Source organism: Pseudoalteromonas sp. NZS127, from assembly GCF_015864805.1.
Lineage (GTDB): Bacteria > Pseudomonadota > Gammaproteobacteria > Enterobacterales > Alteromonadaceae > Pseudoalteromonas > Pseudoalteromonas nigrifaciens.
In genome coordinates, this window is record NZ_JADYWN010000025.1 from 34,042 (window position 1) to 56,044 (window position 22,003).

General features: G+C 38.8%; 19 protein-coding genes. 8 read left to right on the forward strand and 11 right to left on the reverse strand.

Annotated elements, in window-relative coordinates:
• Positions 1 to 9: 9 nt before the first annotated feature.
• Entirely contained in the window at positions 10 to 2,061 is a 2,052-nt protein-coding gene (prlC, locus tag I6E78_RS16765) for an oligopeptidase A (RefSeq protein WP_197182941.1), read from the reverse strand.
• A 205-nt stretch (positions 2,062 to 2,266) separates the two neighbouring features.
• Here prlC and gorA point away from each other — a divergent pair, with 205 nt between their 5' ends.
• The 5 genes from gorA to I6E78_RS16790 all read left to right on the forward strand — a co-directional run bounded on the left by gorA (position 2,267) and on the right by I6E78_RS16790 (position 9,160).
• Positions 2,267 to 3,625, forward strand: a complete 1,359-nt coding sequence (gorA, locus tag I6E78_RS16770; RefSeq protein WP_197182942.1) for a glutathione-disulfide reductase — start codon at positions 2,267 to 2,269, stop codon at positions 3,623 to 3,625.
• Positions 3,626 to 3,717: 92 nt separating this feature from the next.
• Entirely contained in the window at positions 3,718 to 4,944 is a 1,227-nt protein-coding gene (locus I6E78_RS16775; protein ID WP_197182943.1) for a tyrosine-type recombinase/integrase, read from the forward strand.
• Positions 4,941 to 6,644 (forward strand): hypothetical protein, encoded by a 1,704-nt coding sequence (locus tag I6E78_RS16780; protein ID WP_197182944.1) that lies wholly within the window; start codon positions 4,941 to 4,943, stop codon positions 6,642 to 6,644. The genes I6E78_RS16775 and I6E78_RS16780 overlap by 4 nt, the downstream gene beginning before the upstream one ends.
• A gap of 9 nt (positions 6,645 to 6,653) precedes the next feature.
• A complete protein-coding gene (locus I6E78_RS16785) occupies positions 6,654 to 8,741 on the forward strand; it encodes an integrase (protein WP_197182945.1) in 2,088 nt (695 codons plus the stop codon).
• Complete coding sequence (locus I6E78_RS16790; RefSeq protein ID WP_145238679.1) at positions 8,738 to 9,160, forward strand: hypothetical protein; 423 nt, start codon at positions 8,738 to 8,740, stop codon at positions 9,158 to 9,160. The genes I6E78_RS16785 and I6E78_RS16790 overlap by 4 nt, the downstream gene beginning before the upstream one ends.
• A gap of 360 nt (positions 9,161 to 9,520) precedes the next feature.
• On the opposite strand, the gene I6E78_RS16795 is transcribed toward I6E78_RS16790, so the two are convergent.
• From I6E78_RS16795 to I6E78_RS16830, 8 genes are all read right to left on the reverse strand, one after another.
• Positions 9,521 to 9,859 carry a DUF6488 family protein gene (locus tag I6E78_RS16795; protein WP_008467207.1) on the reverse strand — a complete coding sequence of 113 codons (339 nt, stop codon included), beginning with the start codon at positions 9,857 to 9,859 and terminating at the stop codon, positions 9,521 to 9,523.
• 25 nt (positions 9,860 to 9,884) lie between these two features.
• Positions 9,885 to 10,415 (reverse strand): hypothetical protein, encoded by a 531-nt coding sequence (locus I6E78_RS16800; protein ID WP_145238676.1) that lies wholly within the window; start codon positions 10,413 to 10,415, stop codon positions 9,885 to 9,887.
• 13 nt (positions 10,416 to 10,428) lie between these two features.
• A complete protein-coding gene (locus I6E78_RS16805) occupies positions 10,429 to 11,124 on the reverse strand; it encodes a HupE/UreJ family protein (protein ID WP_145238766.1) in 696 nt (231 codons plus the stop codon).
• Positions 11,114 to 14,257, reverse strand: a complete 3,144-nt coding sequence (locus tag I6E78_RS16810; RefSeq protein ID WP_145238673.1) for an efflux RND transporter permease subunit — start codon at positions 14,255 to 14,257, stop codon at positions 11,114 to 11,116. Before I6E78_RS16810 ends, I6E78_RS16805 begins: the two co-directional genes overlap by 11 nt.
• A gap of 9 nt (positions 14,258 to 14,266) precedes the next feature.
• Positions 14,267 to 15,508, reverse strand: a complete 1,242-nt coding sequence (locus I6E78_RS16815) for an efflux RND transporter periplasmic adaptor subunit (RefSeq protein WP_145238670.1) — start codon at positions 15,506 to 15,508, stop codon at positions 14,267 to 14,269.
• An 8-nt stretch (positions 15,509 to 15,516) separates the two neighbouring features.
• The gene (locus I6E78_RS16820) at positions 15,517 to 16,797 is read right to left on the reverse strand and encodes a TolC family protein (RefSeq protein WP_145238667.1); all 1,281 of its coding nucleotides are present in this window, start codon (positions 16,795 to 16,797) and stop codon (positions 15,517 to 15,519) included.
• 12 nt (positions 16,798 to 16,809) lie between these two features.
• On the reverse strand, positions 16,810 to 17,406 hold the full coding sequence (locus I6E78_RS18735) for a M56 family metallopeptidase (protein ID WP_231618027.1): 597 nt from the start codon (positions 17,404 to 17,406) through the stop codon (positions 16,810 to 16,812).
• Positions 17,407 to 17,786: 380 nt separating this feature from the next.
• A complete protein-coding gene (locus tag I6E78_RS16830; protein ID WP_145238661.1) occupies positions 17,787 to 18,170 on the reverse strand; it encodes a BlaI/MecI/CopY family transcriptional regulator in 384 nt (127 codons plus the stop codon).
• A gap of 95 nt (positions 18,171 to 18,265) precedes the next feature.
• Between I6E78_RS16830 and I6E78_RS16835 the strand changes: the two genes are divergently transcribed.
• Positions 18,266 to 18,619, forward strand: a complete 354-nt coding sequence (locus I6E78_RS16835) for a DUF3147 family protein (RefSeq protein WP_145238658.1) — start codon at positions 18,266 to 18,268, stop codon at positions 18,617 to 18,619.
• Positions 18,620 to 18,789: 170 nt separating this feature from the next.
• Here I6E78_RS16835 and I6E78_RS16840 read toward each other — a convergent pair whose 3' ends face one another.
• Positions 18,790 to 20,169 carry a DEAD/DEAH box helicase gene (locus tag I6E78_RS16840; protein ID WP_145238656.1) on the reverse strand — a complete coding sequence of 460 codons (1,380 nt, stop codon included), beginning with the start codon at positions 20,167 to 20,169 and terminating at the stop codon, positions 18,790 to 18,792.
• The gene (locus tag I6E78_RS16845) at positions 20,163 to 20,711 is read right to left on the reverse strand and encodes a hypothetical protein (RefSeq protein WP_197182947.1); all 549 of its coding nucleotides are present in this window, start codon (positions 20,709 to 20,711) and stop codon (positions 20,163 to 20,165) included. Before I6E78_RS16845 ends, I6E78_RS16840 begins: the two co-directional genes overlap by 7 nt.
• Before the next feature lie 195 nt (positions 20,712 to 20,906).
• Here I6E78_RS16845 and I6E78_RS16850 point away from each other — a divergent pair, with 195 nt between their 5' ends.
• Entirely contained in the window at positions 20,907 to 21,215 is a 309-nt protein-coding gene (locus tag I6E78_RS16850) for a helix-turn-helix domain-containing protein (protein ID WP_197182948.1), read from the forward strand.
• Between the two features lie 266 nt (positions 21,216 to 21,481).
• Positions 21,482 to 21,886 (forward strand): hypothetical protein, encoded by a 405-nt coding sequence (locus I6E78_RS16855; RefSeq protein ID WP_197182949.1) that lies wholly within the window; start codon positions 21,482 to 21,484, stop codon positions 21,884 to 21,886.
• Positions 21,887 to 22,003 lie beyond the last annotated feature (117 nt).

Below are 22,003 nucleotides of genomic sequence, written 5' to 3' on the forward strand. Positions count from 1 at the left end.
CTTTATACTTTAGGCAGCAATACCGCTGTGGCGAAGAAGTGCGTCAACATTTGGCTCGCGGCCACGGAAGTTTTTAAATAATTCCATTGGCTCTTCGCTGCCGCCTTTTTCTAGGATGTGCTGCATAAATGCTCGCCCTGTTTCTGGGTTAAAAATGCCCTCTTCTTCAAATTTAGAATAAGCATCGGCAGAGAGTACTTCTGCCCATTTATACGAGTAATAACCTGCGCTATAACCACCGGCAAAAATATGGCTAAAGCCATGCTGAAAGCGGTTAAATTCTGGCGCTTTAATCACCGAGGTGCGGCTACGTACGTCGTTAAGCACAGCTTGAATATTACATGGCTCACCGGCTACGTAGTCGTTATGTATTTTAAAGTCGAATAACGAAAACTCTAACTGACGCAGCATTTGCATGCCCGAGTTATAGTTTTTAGCCGCTAGTAACTTATCTAGTAGCTCTTTTGGTAGTGGCTCGCCGGTTTCGTAATGCCCTGAAATAAAGCTAAGTGCTTGCTCTTCGTAGCACCAGTTTTCTAAAAACTGACTTGGTAGCTCTACCGCATCCCATGCAACGCCGTTAATACCTGCAACAGGCGCTGCATCTACCTGAGTTAGCATATGATGAATACCATGGCCAAATTCATGGAATAATGTAGTTACTTCGTTATGAGTAAACAAGGCCGGTTTATCGCCTATTGCCTTGTTAAAGTTACAAACTAAATACGCCACTGGTGTTTGCAATTCGCCGCTAGCGCGTACTTTGCGCCCCATACAGTCGTCCATCCATGCGCCACCACGTTTATGATCGCGAGCATATAAGTCGAGATAAAAACGGCCACGTAACGTATTACTGCTGTCGTATATTTCAAAAAAGCGTACATCTTTGTGGTAGCTGTCAAAATCACTGACTTCTTTTACGCTAATGCCAAATAAACGGTTAACTGTTTCAAACAAACCACTTAATACTTTATTAGCTGGAAAATACGGGCGGAGTACTTCGTCTGAAATGGCGTATTTGTCTTGCTTAAGCTTTTCGCCGTAATAACCAAAATCCCACGCTGCTAGTTCGGTAATACCGTGTTTTTGCTCTGCATAGGCTTGTAGCTCTGCAAGTTCTTGCTCTGCTTGTGGTTTTGATTTAGCCGCTAGGTCTTCTAAAAATGAGAATACTTGTGCAGGCGTCTCAGCCATTTTAGTGGCAAGTGACTTTTCAGCGTAGCTATTAAAGCCAAGCAGCTGTGCTAGTTCATGACGTAGCGCTAGCTCTTCGCTCATAATTGCTGAGTTATCAAATTCACCCGCATTAGGGCCTTGATCAGACGCACGTGTAGAAAACGCTGTGTATGTTTCTTCGCGTAATTCGCGATTATCGGCGTAGGTCATAATAGGTAAGTACGATGGAAAATCGAGCGTAAATACCCAGCCGTCTAATTCTTTACTTTTTGCGGTATCGGCAGCTAAAGCCAACGCCGACTCTGGTAAACCAGCCAGTTCACTTTCATCGGTAATGTGTTTATGCCAAGCCAATGTGGCATCCATAACATTGTTGCCAAATTTAGAGGCAAGCTCTGATAAACGCGCGCTAATTTCGCCATAACGTTTTTGCTGCGCGGGCTCTAGTGCAATACCCGATAATTTAAAATCGCGTAGTGCATTCGTAATCGACTTTTGCTGAGCAGTAGTGAGAATTTTAAATTCATCACTGTTATATAACGCGTTGTAAGCTGCAAACAAGCCTTGATGCTGTCCTACAAAAGTTGAGTACTCAGAAATAAGTGGCAAACATTGCTCGTATTGCTCACGTAGTTCGTCGTTATTCATTACCGAATTTAAATGCGATACCGGCGAAAACATCCGTGATAATTTATCATCAGCTTCTTCTAGTGGCAGTACTAAATCGTTCCAAGTGTATGATTTTTTAGCAAGCACATCTTCAATGGCTTGGCGGCACTGCTCAATCCCGTGCTTTAGTGCTGGCACTACGTGCTCTGGCTTTATTTTTGAAAATGGCGGTAGGCCTTCAAGCCCAATTAATGGGTTAGTGTTTGCATTGGTCATATTTTTCTCAAATTTGTGCATTATAAGCATTAAAGTTGGGGCAAAGTGACTAAATACAAGAGCATTTAAGCTTATGCTGATCGCAATAAGATCTTTTTCGTTTATACAGGGTGTATGGTAATTTTACCTATGCTGATTAAGTGATTTGCCTTGAGCATATGCTATCATCGGCACAATACAGTTAAATAAACTTTGAGGATTAAACATGGCTCAGCATTTTGATTATATTGCAATTGGCGGTGGTAGCGGCGGTATTGCGTCGGCGAACCGTGCGGCAATGCGTGGCGCTAAAGTAGCACTTATTGAAGCAAAACATATGGGTGGCACATGTGTAAACGTAGGGTGTGTGCCTAAAAAAGTAATGTGGCATGGTGCTCAAGTTGCTGAAGCAATTAATTTATATGCGCCTGATTACGGCTTTAATGTTGAAGTAAAAGGTTTTGATTGGGGCAAATTAGTAGAAAGCCGCGAAGCCTACATTGGCCGAATCCATAAAGGTTACGATAATGGCCTTGCAAACAACGGCGTTACCGTAATTAAAGGTTTTGCTAAATTTGTAGATAATAAAACAGTTGAAGTAGATGGTGAGTATTATACTGCTGATCATATTTTAATTGCTGTTGGCGGTCGTCCAAGCATTCCAAACATTGAAGGTGCTGAGCACGGCATTGACTCTAATGGCTTTTTTGAGCTTAAAGAGCAACCTAAACGCGTTGCTGTTATTGGCGCAGGTTACATTGCTGTAGAGCTTGCAGGCGTACTACATAGCTTGGGCACTGACACGCATTTATTTGTGCGTAAACACGCACCACTGCGTAACTTTGACCCATATATAATCGATACGCTAGTTGAAGTAATGGCAAAAGAAGGCCCTACGCTGCATACCGAATCTGTACCACATAAATTGGTTAAAGAAGACGACGGCTCAGTAACCTTGCATTTAGATAATGGTAAAAGCCATAACGTAGACCAAGTAATTTGGGCTATTGGCCGCGAGCCAACCACAAATGCAATTAATATTGCTGCAGCAGGCGTAGAAGTTAACAGCAAAGGTTTTGTTAAAGTAGACGAGTACCAAAATACCACAGCTGAAAACGTATACGCTGTGGGCGACATTATCGAAAACGGCATTGAGCTTACCCCAGTAGCAGTTAAAGCTGGGCGTACTTTATCTGAGCGCTTATTTAATAAAGAACTGCCAGATGATTTAAAAATGGATTACAGCTTAGTTCCTACAGTAGTATTTAGTCACCCACCCATTGGTACTATTGGCTTAACAGAGCAAGAAGCTATATCGCAATACGGTGCAGAAAACGTAAAAGTATACCAATCAGCTTTTGCCGCTATGTATACCGCGGTTACGCAACATCGCCAGCCTTGTAAAATGAAGCTAGTGTGCGCAGGTCCAGATGAAAAAGTGGTCGGCTTGCATGGTATAGGTTTTGCTGTAGACGAAATGATTCAAGGTTTTGCTGTCGCCATGAAAATGGGCGCAACTAAAGCTGACTTTGATGCTGTGGTTGCTATACACCCGACTGGCTCAGAAGAGTTTGTTACTATGTAAATTTTTCTCTGGAAAAGTGAAACTTTACATTTGCTAACTCTGGAAAACGAACTAAGCTGACCAATTAACGTACAATTATTGGTCAGCTTTTTATGCTCACAATAGTTCAATCAGATGATTTTAAAACTGAGATCCAAACTCCTTTTTGCAAAACAAAATCAAGCATTCAGCTAAAAGGCTTTCCTACCTTTTATGAAGATGGTGAATACGTCATGCCAATAAACCTTTGGATGAATCACCTCGTTAACGTTAAGCGCGCGAAAAACATTAATTCAAACGTTCGTGCCATAAGTCGATATTGGCGCTTTTTAAAAAGCCATGAACTCTCTTGGAAAGACTTTCCAACTATCAAATCAAATAAGCCCACATATATTTTCCGAAACCAAGATCTTTTGGCCTCAGTGAAAGCCGGTGAGCTTAATAGTTCAACAGCAGCTGTATATATGAACCATATAATTAAATTCTACGAGTGGGCATATTACGAGAGGTTAATTAACTTCTCTAAGGAAAATAAACCATTTGAAGTAGAGTTTGTTAGCATCAAAACGACTGGGATGCTTGCGCATATCAATCGTAATTATGTTGTTAGAAGTTCAGACTTGAGGATCCGAGTGCCAAAGCGAACACCAGAACAAAGCTTGAATCCTCTTACAGAAGATGAAGTAAAATTATATTCGCGAGCACTCAAAGAACAGTCAATTGAGTTCCAAATACATCAACTATTACAACTCATGTGCGGCCTTCGTATAGAAGAAGCCTGTACCTTCCCTGCTAAACTAGTGAAAAGATGTGACCCGAATAAATATCATATTCAAGTTAGCATAGGACCTCATAACGGTGTACTCACTAAATTTGGCTCAGTCAGAACCATTGAAATTCCAACACTATTAATGAACAGGATGTATCGCTACTTGATTAGTGAACGTCGCCTAAAAAGAGAAGCAAAAGCCGATGAGCCTATTGCTGAATTACTCATCACCAATCGAGGTAAACCATATACTACCAATGCAATACAGCGTCACTTTAGTTTAACTCGTAATTACATACGCAATGAGCTAAATACCCACTTTCAGCATAGAACTCATGATTTACGTGCAACTTACGGTACATTTCGCCTTGCGTCCCTTTTAGACGAAAAAGTTGGCTTGTCACCATTCGATGCTATGTCATTAATCATGGGGTGGATGGGACATAAAGATGAGAAAACAACTTGGCGATACCTGAACTTTATAAACCGAAGCAAGGCATCGATACGTGCAGTTTGCTTTTTAGATCAAGTTATGGAGTCAGTTATCAATGAGCATGAGGATCTCTCGTGATTAACAAATCAAATTTAAATATCGACCTTAAACTTAAATTAAATATTTATGGTGATCAATTTGTATACCCTGACTTTCAAAGATTTAAATACAAAGGAGTGCCTAAACTTTTTGAAATGCGCCGGGGTACTTTACTTAGCCGAGATAACCAAGTTATTAAGTGGTATCAAGCATTCAAAACTAATACAGAGTATACTGACACAACAATGAATACCCTTTTTAGAACATTTACACGGTATGTGAATATTTGTGACAGTATTCCCGTAAATCCAGATTCAAAAGAGGGTATCAATGCATTTGAAACAGCTCTAGTTCACAGCGTTAGAATTGGCAGCAAAAGTTCAAACACAGCAAAAGGTGAGTTAAGTAGTATAAGAACAATAATGAAGATGCTAGATCACCCTGTTGATGAGTGGTTTTCTAAATTCAAACTATTTCGCAGCCAAATAAATCCAACTCAAGCATACTCAGAATCTGAATTGAAAAAGTTAATTAAAATACTAAAAGAACTATATTTTCAGCTTTCCAAGCAAATTCAAACCTCACCTAAAGAATACATTCAAGCAAGGAGAAGCGACCAATACGCGAGCTTTTCTTTTAATAAAATCGAAGTGCCTGTAAGTGGTGCTATTACCAAGTGTTACTGTGCTGCATATTTCTTACTTGCCTATTACACATGGGCAAACGCTAGTACGATAAGAGATATGGATATTCCCAAAGCTTCACAAAAGAAGGGACAGCAAGGTAAATGGTTTGTGCAAACAGCGTTAAAGAAGAGAGCTAATAAATTTGTTACCATCGAGCTCGGCGATAACCATAGCACAGACATTCCAAAGCATGCGCTAAACTTTATTAATGACCTGATCACCCTTACACACGTTTTGTTTCCAGATGCCAATAGACTACTTCATCAATGTCTTAACGGGATAAATAAGCCCTTGTGCCCAACGCATATTCGTTCCAATATGAATTGGCTAATTAATATATTCGATTTGACTGATGACAATGGTCAACAACTTAGGCCTGAAGCTAAACGCTTTAGAGCTACAGGTGCATCTAATTACTTAGCGCTCACAGGAAACTCACTCGAAACATCCATGTTGCTCAATAATACACCTGATGTAGTTCGAAAGCACTATAGCAGAGGTAACGAGTCAGAAAATAACGCCCAACTTCAAGCCACAGCTAACACCTTAGAAAATGCAATTAAATGTGGTGATATTAGTAGAGCACGAGAACAAACTCTTGAGCAAATGAATCTAGAAATACTACCCTATGATGAATTCGTAAACCGTTATGCTAAATCTGGAAATGGTCAAAAAACGCCCTTAGGTACAGGATGTAAAGACCCTTTTGACAACCTTGGTGATCGTTTTCGTCGTAAGGCCTCTATCGATAGCGTAGATATGAGTCACCTTGCTTGTGCAGACTTATTGAATTGCTTTTCCTGCCCAAATCAAGTGCTGGTTGAAGAAGTTGATGATATTTGGTGTTTATTGAGTTTTTATGAAGCGTTAGAGGATGCCAAAGAAGATCACCTCAACATGTCACACTTTAAAAACAATTTTGATCGAGTACTAAGAAAAATAAAGCAAGTGCTTTTTAGTATCGACTTAAAAGTGCGTAGGCAAGCTGAGCGGAAGCTACATACCATTGGCCGTCACCCTTTTTGGCCCGATACGCTTAATTTGGTTTTATAAGGAGATGCTATGAAACCGTTACTTGCTGCACCAGAACAAGTTATAAAAGAGAATACTGTTTTTGTTGAACAGGCAATACAGTATTTTGAAAATAAGGATTGGGACAATTTAAACAAAATCCCAGTAATGATTGACCAAAATGGTAAAACCATAAGTTACTTTGGCGATAACACATGGGATTTAACACACTATGTAGATGCAAAAATTGTTTCTAAAAAACGCGCTTCATTTACACATTTAACAACCACTTCGCTATTACAAGAACAAAAGTTACTCGCATTCCTTGGTTTATTTGCTGTCGGCACCTTAAGGCAAGGGGCAATGATAAAAACCACAACATTTTTAGAGAGAAATATCAATTTAACCCAAGTATATAAATACATAGAATCCATCAAAGCAGATTCGATTTGTGTCCTTAACCATCCCATACAGTTTTCTAGGTTTTGCGAATATTTAAAGTCACTTAAAATGAGTGGGCCATATACTTCAAAACTTATTTTCGCATTAAACTGGATCGAAGCGGTTAAGGACCAAACCCCCATAAAACTATCATTACCTTTGACGACATCAATTACAGAATTAGGCCGTCAATTAGGTTGCCCAACCAAACTAGAAAGTGAGCAGTATTACGCTATACCATCACGCTTGATGCAACTCATATACACAAAGGCTATCGAGTATATAGATACTTACTATCCTATTCGAGATACATTATTAGATATCCATACCGAGCAGCAAGAAAACTATGAAATTGGCAAAGCGGCTGTAGATAACAAGATAAAATCAGGTCAATGGAACTGGTTAACATCTGATTCCCCTCACTACAAAGCTGAGATAACTAAGGCTAAACCCCAAACTTCTACCAATATACTTAAAAGCTATATTTCCAACGCCGATTCAGAAAAGTTAATTCCTAGTGATGTTCAAAGATTCAATTGGTTATACTCCCACATTCTTACTTGCTGTTTTATAATTTGTGGAGCCTTCTCAGGTATGAGAAGAAGCGAGATTTATAGCTTACACCCTGATAGTTTCAAGAAGTTAAAACTAAAAGACCAAGTGTTTTATTCACTACAGTCCTATCATAGTAAAATGACCCCCGCAGTGCCGGAAAAAGCAGAATGGTTGACATCTCCAATAACTGGAAAAGCAATAGAACTAGCATCTTTACTGACGCAAAATATGAGAACTCAGCTCATGCTCTCTGATGATAGAGTTGAAAATGAGAGAGCATCAAGTATTTGGTTAGTTCAAATGATCAAGAGCAGAAAACCAAACATACTTACAGGCCCACCTTTTGCTTTGCATCATAAGCGCTTAGTTGAAGAAGCTGGTGCTATTGTAAATGAGCAAGATTATGATGAGTTTAAACTTCTAAATCCAAACCTAAACATACACGCTTACAAGCAAAAGATAGTTATAGGTAAGCCTTGGGCTTTTACAACCCATCAACTCAGACGAACTTTTGCGGTGTTTGGCAAGCGTTATAATTTACTGTCTGATGTCGCAATTAAGCAGCAATACAAACACCTTTATTTACCAATGGCACAGTGGTACTCCGAAGGCGGTGTCGCAGCCAAAATAAAACATGTAAAAGTAGACTCAGAACTAAATAACTTACTTCAAGAAGTCGATAGAGAAGTCACTACACAACTGCTGCATCAGTGGTATAACTCAGATGACAAGCTATATGGTAAGAAAGGTATAGATGTTGTTAAAGATAGAGAAAATACCGCCGTTAAATACTCATCTTGGGATGCTCTATATGCTCAAGTATCTGCTGGTAGAATATCTATTGCTGGTACACTTCACTCATACTGCATGGCTGGTTATGAGTGCAGAATGGAAAAAGTCGTATCACCAACCAACTGTTTTAACTGCGAGAACGTTGTTATAGACGAAAAAAAAGCACAAGCCTGGCAAAAACGACATCAATGGATTGTTGAGACTATAACTGAAATGGAGCAGCATACTAAACTATCTCAATCGCAGCTAAGCCATTTTATTACGCAATTACGTGCAGCTGAAAAGGTTATGGACTACTTTGAAATAAGCTACACTCCATATAAACCCGAAATTGAGATTAGACAGCTTTGAGTAAGTCAGAGAATACAAGGTTAGAGCTTCTAAGCGCAATTGACAGGATACTTTCTGGCGATACAGTACGTATTGATGCCAAACGAGGTTTAAGTGCCATTGCTGTCGAGGAAGAAGCTAATCTTGGTAATGGCTCAGCCTACTATTACACAGATGTCATTGAAAGAATCAAACTACTAAAATCAAAAGCCATTACAAAAAAGCAAGCACAACAAAGCTCTGATGTAACTAAGTTACGTGAAAAGCTTGCCAACGAAAAGCGGTTAAAGGAAAAATATCGAGCGGAAATAGCTGGCTTAAAAGAGCAAATGGCACAAATGGCTTCTACTCACAATGCGCTAGCGCTTTCAAATCACCAGCACTTAAAAAAGATTAATGACCTCGAATCTGAGTTATTTCTGCTTAAGGGAAGTAACTAGCAGAATGTACCAATTTATAGCATGTATTAGTTTAGACTTGAACTTACAGCTATATATTTTTATATCATAAGCTTAAATTTCATAATGAGAAAACGACAAAAGTACTGACGCTTAGGTGAGAATAAAAAGCCCTCTTCAATATTATGTACAACTAAAGCCTTCCTTTTCTCGAAAAAGAGCCAACTTTCATTAGTAAAGCGGCTTAAAGACCAGCTAATACAAAAATATTTTATAAAAAACAAATGCGACACCCATTTTAGTTATTACCTACTAAGCCTTACCTTCTAATTTAATTAGTGTCAAAAATACAAATTGAAAATTGACACTGTAAAAGCTCACAGTGCCAATTTACCTTTAAGCTTAGAAATCGTTCTTCGGTTTTACATCTAGTAGCTGACCATTTTTAGCTATTTTGAAATAAACGTGATCACTACCGTTATTATTTGATGCTTGAACAACATAATAGTCACCGTTCTTGCTTATGACTGAAAACGCTTCTGAAGAAATATCTTGCCAAGAATCATTTAATTTTCCAACTTCAAAACCATAGTCTTTAAAGGTCAATTTTTTTATTGATTTAGCTGCGATACTAATCGCTTGTTGATCATTAATGTAGCCATGGGCATGATCACTATGTGCTAAAACACCAGTACTCATTAACGTAATACAAACTAAGACGATTGAAATTAATTTATTCATTGTTTTCTCCGGTTAAATTTTAAGTTTACTTTTTTAAGCCAATCACTTTAAATTGACCTTTTACTAAAAGTTGTATAGCCACGGGGCTGTCTGAGTTGTTTTTCCAATACCAGCCATGCGAGCCCGCAAATGGGGCGGTAAAGCTGCCCTTCATTTCGTTTAAATTGGCAATTGCATAGCTTTCGAAGTAACCGGTTGTGTCACCTACAGGCTCTCCGTGTAAATCAAAATATAAAGAATCGCCATCGGTCATCCATTCGTAGGTCATTTTTTCATATTGTTGCATCTCAAATTTATATTCAATTCCGCGATTTGCCGGGATGGTAACTTCAATTGTTTGAAACTCATCACTGCCCATTTGCAGTGAATCTGGTGCTTTAACTGATTTTTGCTCTGATGCTTGGGCTATTTTGGTAACGCCTAATTGCTTACCTATTCCGGTTGGATCAATGTTATATTCTGCGGGCAGAATAAATAACACAAGGGCGATTATCGCGACGAATAAAGCGGTGATACTGGCTTTTATAAGTGTTTTTGAACTAACTGTATGTTGCATATACTTCTCTTAATTAATTGATTATATAACCGGTTAATTGAAAGCCGACCAGCATTAAACCGGCACTTATCAATGCTCCGTTGGTAAATGTTGAAAAACGTTGAAATGACGGTAGTTTACGCCACGCATTAATAGCAATTAATATAACCGCGAGCGCTAAAAATTGACCAAGCTCCACGCCAATATTAAAGGCAATCAGATTTGTCAGTAATCCATCTTCGGGTAATTGAAACTCTTGCAGCTTGGTTGCTAGTCCAAAACCATGAAATAGACCAAAAATTAATACCGCCCATTGCGTATTCGGCTGATAGTTAAAGCAGCGTTTAAAGCCACCTAAATTATCAAAGCCTTTATAAATCACCGAAAAACCGATAATCGCATCGATCACGTAAGCATTTATTTGAATGTCGCTCAGTACCCCCAATAACAGGGTGGTACTGTGTCCGATGGTAAACATAGTGACATACAGCAATACATCTTTACTGCGATATAAAAAGAAGATCACACCGATTAAAAACAATATATGGTCGTAACCAGTGATCATGTGTTTTGCCCCAATATAAATAAATGGTACAAACTGCACACCTTGGTTTTGCTCTAAAAAAGCGCGAGTACTGTCATCAACTCCATGTGCCATTGTCCCAAAGCTCAGAAAAGCCAAAACAAGCACCGTAATCATTATGCTAACGTTTATTATTTTAGTTGGCATCATGTTGCTCCAACGTTTCACTTTCAGTCAAAATAGACTCCTTTTCATTATGTAAAATTCGATACAGTGCGGGGATCACTAATAACGTTAGTAAGGTCGCTGAAATAATACCGCCAATCACCACAGTTGCTAAAGGTCGCTGCACTTCTGAACCAATCCCTGTATTAAGCGCCATAGGAATAAACCCTAATGATGCAACCAATGCAGTGGTTATAACAGGACGGAGACGTGTTAACGCTCCTTCTGTTATCGCTTGATTAATCCCTATTCCTGAGCTGCGTAATTCGCGAATGAACGATACCATCACCAAGCCGTTTAATATTGCAATGCCAGATAAAGCAATAAAACCGACCGCTGCAGATATTGAAAATGGTATATCACGTAACAGCAGTGCTGCGATTCCGCCCGTAAGCGCTAAAGGCACACCGGTAAAAATAATAGCGGCATCTTTGAGTGAATTTAACGCTAAAATAAGCAAGCCTATAATCATTAATAGTGTCACGGGTACTACAATAGTTAAACGCTCAGAGGCTGATTGTAGCTTTTGGTAGGTACCACCGTATTCAACCCAGTAGCCAGTAGGAATATCTACCTTACTTTTAACCACTTTCTGAATCTCAGCTACAAAACTTCCTAAGTCTCGCCCCCTCACATTGGTGGTTACTACAATACGACGTTTGGCATTCTCACGATTTATTTGATTTGCACCATTAGTTAGCTTGATGGTAGCTAATTCTTGCAATGGGATAGAGCTTCCACTAGGTAGGCTAATAGGTAAATAACCCAACTTTTCAACATTATTTCTCTGTGTCTCGTCTAAGCGAACAACAATATCAGAGCGAATATCGCCTTGATAATATTTACCTGCGATAGTTCCTCCTAATGCGGTAGCTAACTGTGACTGAATTTGTGCTTTGCTTATACCGAACTGGGTTAGTTTTTCAATATTGGGCATAATTTCAAGCATTGGCAACCCCGTTGTCTGCTCAACCATTAAATCAGCTACTCCATCAACATTTGCAATCGCAGATTCAATTTCTTTTCCTAACGTAGCGAGTGTTTCAAAGTCATCACCAAATACTTTAATCGCTAACTCTGCACGAACGCCGGCCAGCAATTCATTAAAACGCATTTGAATTGGCTGTAAGAACTCATATCTGTTACCTGGAATAGACTCGACTAGCGCAGCTAACTCTTCTACTATTTGAGCTTTGGGTTTATTAGGGTTTGGCCACTGGTCTCGTGGTTTTAGAATAATAAAATTATCAGCTACGCTAGGTGGTACTGCATCTGTTGCTACATCCGCGGTGCCAATTTTTGAAAATACGCGCTCTACTTCAGGCATCTGCGTAATTTTTTCTTCCAAGACTTTTTGTAGCTCAATCGCTTGACTTAAGGAAGTACCTGGAATACGAAGCGCGTGCATGGCGATATCACCTTCATCAAGGTTCGGTGCAAATTCGCTCCCTAAGCGTGTTGCTTGATAACCAAAAAATGTCACAAGCAAACAAGCTATTAGTACCACAGCCCAGCGGCCTTTTAATGCTAATGCGAGTACTGGTTGATAAACACGGCTCAACCCCAGCATAATACGATTAGGTTTTTCTTTAATTGGCTTTTTAAATAATAAGGCTACCATTGCAGGCACAAATGTGATTGAAAGCGCCATTGAACAAAGCAAAGCGATCACAACAGTTAATGCCATTGGATGGAACATTTTTCCTTCAACGCCTTCAAGCGCGAAGATAGGTAAATAAACAACAGTGATGATAAATACACCGAATAAAGCGGGTCGAATAACTTCTCGTGTTGCCGTAAAAACAATGTTTAAACGTGCTTTTAAAGAAAGAGGCGTATCACCTCTCATACTTAAGCGACGTAAGCAGTTTTCGACGATAATTATCGTACCATCAACCAATAGACCAAAATCTAATGCCCCTAAACTCATCAAGTTTGCACTGACTCGCGTGTGTACCATGCCTGTTATTGTCATTAACATTGCAAAAGGGATAACCAAGGCCGTTAAAAATGCAGCTCTAAAATTACCCAGTAGTACAAATAGTACAACAATTACTAAAATGGCCCCTTCGAGGAGGTTAGTTTGAACAGTTGACAGTGTTTTATCTACAAGTTTAGTACGATCATACACCGCTTGTGCGACAATGCCTTCAGGTAAACTGGCATTAATTTCTTTTAACTTTTCACCAACTCCTTGTGCTACTGTGCGACTGTTTTCACCTATTAACATGAACACTGTACTCATCACCACTTCGCGGCCATTTTGAGTAGCAGCCCCAGTACGTAATCCTTTACCATCACTTATAGTGGCAACATCTTTAATAAACACTGCGCTACCGCTTATAGTTTTGATAGGTAAATTTGTGATTTCAGTTAAATCTGCAACCTGACCTGGAACGCGAATTAGCCATTGCGCACCGCTTTTTTCAATAAACCCAGTGCCTTGGTTCTGGTTATTTTGACCAATAGCATCAACAACATCTGCTGATGTTAGATTATAAGCTAGTAGTTTTTCCGGTTTAAATGCAATGAGAATCTCTCGTTCGTAACCACCAATAGGATTTACTTCAACAACTCCTGGCACCCGCATTAATTGTGGGCGAATTGTCCAGTCATGTACTGTACGTAAATCAATAGGGGTTACCTCACTACCGTCTGGATTCTTAGCACCAGGAACAGCATCAACCGTAAACATAAAAATCTCACCTAACCCTGTAGCAATAGGGCCAAGCTCAGGTAAAAGGTTTATCGGCAACTCGGAACGTGCACTAGACAGCCGCTCATTAACCAACTGGCGAGCAAAGTAAACATCGGTATCATCAGAAAAAATAGCAATAACTTGCGATAAACCATAACGAGACACTGAACGAGTGTTTACAAGCCCTGGTAGCCCAGCTAGTGCGTTTTCGAGGGGAAAAGTAACACGTTGTTCAACTTCTAACGGCGTGAAGCCAGGCGCTTCCGTGTTGATCATAACCTGAACATTAGTTATATCAGGTACTGCATCAATAGGCAGTTTAGTAAAATTCCATAAGCCTAATCCCGCAATGGCTAATACCATGACAAGAACGAGGATATTTCGCTTTATAGCAAAGCGTAAAATCGATTCTAACATTACGCTCTCCTAGTGGTCGTGGGACGCGCCAGATTTTTCAATATCGGCTTTGATGATGTAGCTATTTTCAGTAACATACTCAGTACCAACAGGCAGTCCACCTAGTACCTCTACCCATGTTGCATTTGAGCGACCTAGCTCAAGCATTCGAACTTCATATTCATCGCCTACTTTTGCATACACGACCGTAAAATCACGAAAGCTCTGTAAACCTATTTTCTTTACCGCTAAAGGAACGTCAAAGGAAGCAGTTTCAATACTTGCTTTAACAAAACTTCCCTCAAGGAAACGTTCAGACTGGTGTTGTGGCAATGTAACCCATGCCATTCGTGCTTGATCGCTTCTAACTTCGGGCTCTATTAATGATACTTTACCAGCGATCGGAGGCAGGTTGTCATGTGACTCAATGATTACAGGTGTGCCTAGTGATACTTTGCTGTAATCGCTGGGGTAAACTGCTAACTTGACGATCGTTTGGTTTATATCTTTAATAGTAAGTAGTTCACGGCTATTTGTTTGTTCCCCTGAATTGGCTATTTGTTGTGTGATAAAGCCAGAAATAGGCGATTTAATATCATAAGGTTTTAAACTTTCATTACTTTCAATCGTCATTAATACCTGACCTTTATTCACTTTATCACCGAGCTTTACATTTAAGTTTGTGATTACTCCTTCAAAACGAGCAAAAATAGTACGGTGCGCACTCGGCGGTAACCAAACCTGCCCATAAGCAGGGATAGTTTGATGAAGCTCTTGAGACCCCGCAATAGCGGTTTCAATCGCCATGGCATCTGCCACTGCGGGTTCGATTTTTGTTCGCCCCTCTAGGTTATCGTATTGCCAACGATATGTTTTGCCTTGGTAGTTAGCGTTTACTGTGACAATAAAAGAGTGCGGTTCGTAAATTTCCATATTTCCACGCAAAAAATCACTTTGAGGAGTAAACTTAATATCATCAATCACATTACCTAATCGGGTTAATGTAACTGTTAATTCAACATCTTCGGGGTTAATGGGTTCTTTATTATCCGTTAACCACACTCTAAATTCAGGTGGTACGCCTGTTTCGAATATCGCCAACTCCAATGCAAAACTTTCTTCACGAAGCATGCGACCATTATGTGGCCCTTTTTCTGGCTCGGCTTGTTCAGTTGTAGCCGCTGATACTGCAGTAGCAGGTAATTGTACTCCAACACTGAGGCCGAGCAACACGGCAACAGTTACTGAGGAAATCAAGTTTGTCGTTTTCATAAATAGTCTCATTGTTCTATCGATGCGCCAGTAAGACGCTGAATTTCAATATGCTGTAAATGTAAGCTTTCATAAGCACTAAGTAGTTCTGATTGCGCGGTTAGTTGCGCCTGACGCACGCTGTTCCATTGGTTGTAGTTCAACTTTCCAACGTTGAATGCTTGCTTGGCTTGCGTAAGCGCGGTTTCAAGAGTGGGTATAATTTTGTTTTTCGAGGTAGTGATAACATGACCGGAATGTTTAATTTCTTGAAGTAGAACATAAAGCTGACTATTGGCTTGTTGAGTTAAGCTCTTTGCTTGCGCTGTTAATATATCCTGCTCGGCACGTAACTTTGCGACCGTTCCTGCATTGCTGTCAGATGCACCCCACGGAATAGAAACACCAGCTACGAGCCCATAGTCATCCGTTGATTCATAACGACGTAAGCCTGTTGTAAATTGCCATTGTGGTTTTGCTTCAATTAGAGCTAATTCAATGTGTGATTGTGCAATACGCTTTTTGCTTGCTAATTGCATCAAACGGGGCGCATTTTTAAAGCGCTCGAACTGTGACTGAAAATCTACAACTTTAGGTAACTGCAATAAGTTACCTGCAAGTGTAAAGTCAGTGCGAGGCTCTGCCCACAAGGCAGAAAGCTGATATTTTCCACTGGCTATTTCATGCTCAAGATCTTCGAGGAGTAATTCTTGATTAATTAATTCAGCCTCGGCTAAGTATTTATCAATTGATAATGACTTACCTATACGAACCCGTTCATCAATTGCATTTATAACCTCATTAGCTTGCCTTACAGCCATTTTATTGAGCTTTAGCGCCTCTTCTTTCACCAGTAGTTGAATAAATAGCTTCGCGGTCATCGCAGCTAAATCAAGTGCAAGAATTTGTTTCTCTATACGTATCTGCTCAAGTTCAGACTGGCTTGCTTTTACGCGACTATCAATTTGCTCTTGTTGCATCAGCCAAGAAAAAGTTAAGGTTGATTGCATATTTTGCAAACCGCTATGCTCACCTGTCCCAAAAGCATCTTCAACCATTAAGCCTACTTGCGCTCTTTGGCCTATATTTGCTTGTTTTATCTTACCTTGCTGCGCTTTGTCTCGGTAAAAGTAGCCCTGTAGTTGCGGGTTGTTAGCAAGTGTGAATGAGATTGCTTGCTTTAGGTTTAATGTTTGATAAGTCTCAGAACTTGCAAAACATGGTAGTGCTGAGAAAGATATAAATAAGCCCACAAAAAACCGACTGGCGATCGGTTTTTTGTGGGTGAAATGACGACTGAAAAATTTCATTTTAATCCTTACTTAGTGGATGAAAAAAGTTTCTATAAGGTGATGAACACTATCGACAGTCGACAGTGTGAATAAAGCGATAGCCATAAAGCTAAACAACGTGACAATTAAAAGTGGTTTAGGCGTAGTAGGAATTGGCGTTAACAATGTTTGTATACGCTGAGTTATTTGCTCATTACTAAAATGACTCGTAAAAATATTGTCATTAGTGATACGTTGTTGTCGTTGAAATCGAGCAACATTAATAAGCGCTTGAGCCACATCTAAACCATCAAAATACTGTGTGGCACCGACATCAGCAATTTGCTCAGTTAAAGCCGTATAAGATTGCTGTAACGCCGCGCGCGTTGGCGAAGGAAAACACCAACTAAATAAACTAAACAAAGTTTTAAAAAGCGGATCTCGGGCTTTTAAATGTGCTAATTCATGCTGTACCACTATTTGTACTGTTTTTTCATCGAGTGCTTCTAAACCACTGGTTATATAAACTTTTGGATTGAAAAAACCTACAGTAAACGCCTCAGGTAAGTGATGTTCAATAACGTACACGGACTGGTTTGGATAATCCCTGTGAGGTTGAGTGTTTGATAAAGCGAATAGGCTGCTCATTGCTGTACGATGCCTATTAAGGCTAAAAAATGTATGTACGCTAGCGCTTACCATCAAACAAACAGTCGTTATAAGCAATACAGAATGCCAACTATATACAGAGAAAACCTCAAGGTGATGCCAGTGAGCTACTCCTTGCCACCAATTAGACATTGGATTTTGCTGCGCCAGAAAAAAGACAAGCGTAGACAATAATGAGATCCACCAAGGGCTGCTAATAGTTAACCAAAGTATATACTTACGTGTAGTAAGTTGGAAAACGGCGAGTTTTTTACAAAGCGATGTGTGAAAGAAAGAAATCAATACGACCACACAGATAAAAGCGGTTACCGCTGCACTTGTTAAATTTAAAAAAAAGGCCCAATTTCCAACAATCATAGTTACACTTTTCCGCTTCGTAGTTTTCGCTGTTGCTCTATAAGCTTTTCGAGCTCATCTAACTGTGTATCATTAAAGTTAGTCGAAGTAGAAGAAAATGCAGCAATTAAACTGTTTTCACCTTCTTCAACAAAGTCAGCCGTAATATCATTTATTAAAGTAGCTATAAGCGAGTTACGATCAACTTTAGTGCGGTAATTATAAGCATGACCCTGCTTAGCTCTGCTAAGAAGGCCTTTTTTATAAAGTCTCTCAAGGGTGCTTTGAATAGTATTAAGGGAGCAACCACGTGTTTCACCTAAACGACTGTGTACATGCTTTGCATCAGCTTCTTTATAAGACCACAAGTATTGAAGTACTAATTTTTCTAATTCACCTAACTGCATAGTTAAATACCTCTTAACAACGTAAAGATATAGTGGCAGAATAAAAACCGACTGGCAATCGGTTTTTATTTTTTATTTATAAAAGAGAGTAAAATATGGGTTGGATAATTTTTAAATACTTAGTGACTGCAGCAATTATAGTGGCGGCTTCAGAGCTCGCAAAACGCAGCGATAAACTTGGCGCTTTAATTGTGGCACTTCCATTAGTGACTATTCTAGCAATGATTTGGTTGTACGTTGAAAAACAACCAATGGAGAAAATTGCGAACCATGCTTGGTACACCTTTTGGTATGTCGTGCCTACCTTACCGATGTTTTTAATATTTCCATCATTACTGCATCGATTTGGTTTTTGGCCGTCACTCGGCCTTAGCGCCTTAATAACTTGTTTTCTCTTTGGAATATTTGCATTCATCGTTAACAAATTTGGAATAAATTTAATACCCTGAAAGTTGTTACTGAAATTAATGATATGGTGAAATTAAGGATGTAGCAGAAGCAATAACTTCGATACTTATCTCTAAAAAATTTCCTATTACTTAGTAGAATCGAATAAATGCTGGTCTTATTTATGTACTAAGAGTAGATAATATAAACAGAATATGACTCATTTATGGAACTATAAAAATGCTTCTATAACTCGAGTTCTAAGTGATTTAATTTGTATACTGCTCAATGAACAACCTGAAAGCAGCTCATCATAAGCTATACCGCGTTCTGAAGTTAGGCCCCCAAGAACGAGTTTATCAAGGCTCTCTTTTGACTTATTATCCCTGTTTATCTTTGCCGATGTCACAGGTCTAAATATATCTTCTCTCACCAAAATTGTCTCACATTCCATCTCAACATAAGAGCAACTATCTGGTATATCAATATTAATACGCTCAGCAAACTCAACTAAGCTTGTTTCTGCAAATGTGAATAACCAAGCGAATTCAATTTTACCTTTACCAGACCTAAGGATGCGCCCTAGAACTTGCCTAAAGTACAACTCTGTTTTTATAGAACTTAAATGACAACAAACTTGTAACCTAGGTATATCGGTTCCTTCACTAATCATACCAACACTAACTATCCACTGTTCAGTAGATGACTTAAATGTGTTGATCTTTTGTGTTGAATTATCGTGTAAGTAAGTAACTATGGTTGACGTTTGATTAAATTCTTCAATTAATAGACTGTTTATCATTTCAGCGTGCTTAACTGAAGACGCGACAACTAGACCGCCGGCAGCCGAGTTTGAAGCTCTTATTTCCGACAATTTTAATACGGCTAACTTCAATAAATATCTAAGTGCAGAGTCATTATTAAGCACCTCTTGGTACGTTGAGTGAGTTTGCTTAACAAATTCAGCTATAGATCCATATGTTTCGTGACCATCCGAAATACTATTGCTATCAACTAAGACTATTTTTGGCTCCCTACACACGTTATCTCTAATAGCTTGACTCAAGCTGTATTGATAGTCGCATATCAACTCACCTTCTGGGTCAGAATAGTTAACTAAAGCAATAGGAAGAGCGTCTGAGCGCCAAGGAGTGCCTGATAGCGCAAGTGTATATGTTGCAATATCCTGTAAATGAAAAACAACTCTCTCACCCCACGTATTGATTTTAGATTTATCTTGCGAGAACGAGCAATGGTGTATTTCATCAAAAATAAAAAATGTACGGTATTTACTTAGCCCATCCCAGGTACTTTGAGGAATGGAGCATAAACTTTGATAAGTCATCGAGGCACCTATAGCCGTAAATGAGCCATCAAACGAACACCCAATTATTTTTCCAAATGTTCTTTTGATATTATTAGCCACTTCAACCGATGGTGAAAAGCAGATCACTCTGTCTATCATTTTTTTATCAAATAACGTTTTGGCCAATGATGCTGCCATTATTGTTTTACCAGCACCAGGAGTAGCCTGACATAGAAAGTGCTTATCACTAACAGCGTATTTCTTTACCGCTAATTCAACACATTCTTTTTGCCAACTTCTCAACATTGCCGTGCACCATTATCCAAAGAGGCCAATACAGTAGTTAAAGCGTTAACTTTTCCTAATAACTTAGCTGAATTATTTTTAGCATCATCTAATGCAGAGTAGAACAAGCTAAGGTGCTCAGGGAATCGCTTTTGTAGAGCTTTATATTCATCAACTTCCCCTAATAAAATTGCAAGCTCAGCCTCAAACTGTTTCTTTTCATTTAATAAGGTTTCAACAAGCGGTGATGCTTGATTATCAGTATTACTGCTAATTGATTTTTCTTGTTCAATTACAACCTGTTTCGCCACAAACGTAACGTTATTAAACAGCTCAGTTTTAAAATATTTTTTATGGCGGCCACTTCCTTTTGAATTTAGGAGTTCCTTCCGCTCAAGAGCTGTCGTTTGTCTATAAATGAATTTACGTGCCTCATCTATATCTTGATATGTATCAGTTACGGTTAATAACTCATCCCTGAGCTCGACAATTGTAAAGCCATTGCACTCTTTTTCGATCAAAAGGGAATAAATGTGTTGGTTTAATTTGATAACGTGGGGCATTTCTTATACTACAACAATTAAGAAAACTTAGGGTTGCTAAGTATATAGAACAATGCAAAACTTAGAAATACTAAGTTTTATGTTTAAGAGTGATTTTAAGAACATACCCAAAATCAGACTTAGGATTCCTAAGTGTACAAACTATTGTAAAACTTAGACAATCTAAGCTATTAGAGACTGAAAAATGATGCTTCTGTGTTCCAAAATCCAATTCCAATTAGACTCAAACAGGCCCGTGCTAATTCAGGTATTACTCAAAAGCAGCTGGGGATACTTATCGGTATGGATGAAAACTCAGCGAGTGGTCGCATGAACCACTATGAAAAGGGCCGCCACATTCCAGACTTAGCAACCCTAAAAAAGATCGCCGATGAACTAAATGTTCCATTGAACTATTTTTTCTGTGAAGATGAAACAACAGCAGAGCTAGCAATTGAAATATCAAAATTAGATACAGATAAGAAGCTTGAATTAATCAAAAAGCTTAAAAGCTCATCAAACTAACCAATAAGACAAAGAAGGATAGTTACATAAATAAAATGAATCCGAATGGTCAGATCATCGCAGATTTTTAGATCGATGCTCCTCAAAAAATTTGAGGTTTGCGACTTAAAGTTTATAAACTTTTAATACATAGTATTAAAATTTAATAGAATTAGTAATTTAAAGGAGTAATTTATGAACAAGGCCTTAGTTTGTCCTATCTAATAAACTTTATATCAGAATTTCATTCTATTATCGGCCATACATACACAATAATCGCAGGTTTTGTGGCTATTGGTATTCCGCTTTCTATTCAATTCTCTGCTCAATACTCAGATAAACACGACAATGCCTTATTATCAACTCGATTGACGCGAGGAAAATGGGTAAACCCTAAGTCTATATTGGTTTTGTCTTTTATATACATAGCTTTAAGCTTATATTACTTAGGCTTTGCCTCCAATGAGCATTCTTTTTTATACATCAACAATACGCATTTACTGTGTATAAAGCTGTTACTACCAATCTTATTTATTGCATTAATGTGGTTTACCTTTTACTTTTATTGGCGACTTTTTAATAATATCACTATTAAATCTAGCAATCAGATTCAAAACTATTTACAAATAGATAGGAAGCCTTCAACTCGCTGGCTGGCAAAAGTTTTAGAGCCACTGTTAAAAAAAAGGTAACTATTCAGCCTCATCTGAAATGAATATATCAGGCAGCTGATTTTTGAATAATAACTCAAGGGCTAGGCTTGCAGATACATATTGTTTTCTGCAAGTCGATAAATAGCTTCTCAGCAA

Bases quoted from the DNA above. Each gene is read 5' to 3' on its own strand.
- gorA (WP_197182942.1), top strand. From the start codon at position 2,267: ATGGCTCAGCATTTTGATTATATTGCAATTGGCGGTGGTAGCGGCGGT.
- I6E78_RS18735 (WP_231618027.1), bottom strand. From the start codon at position 17,406: ATGAGCAGCCTATTCGCTTTATCAAACACTCAACCTCACAGGGATTAT.
- I6E78_RS16795 (WP_008467207.1), bottom strand. From the start codon at position 9,859: ATGAATAAATTAATTTCAATCGTCTTAGTTTGTATTACGTTAATGAGT.
- I6E78_RS16810 (WP_145238673.1), bottom strand. From the start codon at position 14,257: ATGTTAGAATCGATTTTACGCTTTGCTATAAAGCGAAATATCCTCGTT.
- I6E78_RS16830 (WP_145238661.1), bottom strand. From the start codon at position 18,170: ATGCAGTTAGGTGAATTAGAAAAATTAGTACTTCAATACTTGTGGTCT.
- I6E78_RS16815 (WP_145238670.1), bottom strand. From the start codon at position 15,508: ATGAAAACGACAAACTTGATTTCCTCAGTAACTGTTGCCGTGTTGCTC.
- I6E78_RS16775 (WP_197182943.1), top strand. From the start codon at position 3,718: ATGCTCACAATAGTTCAATCAGATGATTTTAAAACTGAGATCCAAACT.
- I6E78_RS16835 (WP_145238658.1), top strand. From the start codon at position 18,266: ATGGGTTGGATAATTTTTAAATACTTAGTGACTGCAGCAATTATAGTG.
- I6E78_RS16805 (WP_145238766.1), bottom strand. From the start codon at position 11,124: ATGCCAACTAAAATAATAAACGTTAGCATAATGATTACGGTGCTTGTT.
- I6E78_RS16785 (WP_197182945.1), top strand. From the start codon at position 6,654: ATGAAACCGTTACTTGCTGCACCAGAACAAGTTATAAAAGAGAATACT.
- I6E78_RS16800 (WP_145238676.1), bottom strand. From the start codon at position 10,415: ATGCAACATACAGTTAGTTCAAAAACACTTATAAAAGCCAGTATCACC.
- I6E78_RS16845 (WP_197182947.1), bottom strand. From the start codon at position 20,711: ATGCCCCACGTTATCAAATTAAACCAACACATTTATTCCCTTTTGATC.
- prlC (WP_197182941.1), bottom strand. From the start codon at position 2,061: ATGACCAATGCAAACACTAACCCATTAATTGGGCTTGAAGGCCTACCG.
- I6E78_RS16820 (WP_145238667.1), bottom strand. From the start codon at position 16,797: ATGAAATTTTTCAGTCGTCATTTCACCCACAAAAAACCGATCGCCAGT.
- I6E78_RS16840 (WP_145238656.1), bottom strand. From the start codon at position 20,169: ATGTTGAGAAGTTGGCAAAAAGAATGTGTTGAATTAGCGGTAAAGAAA.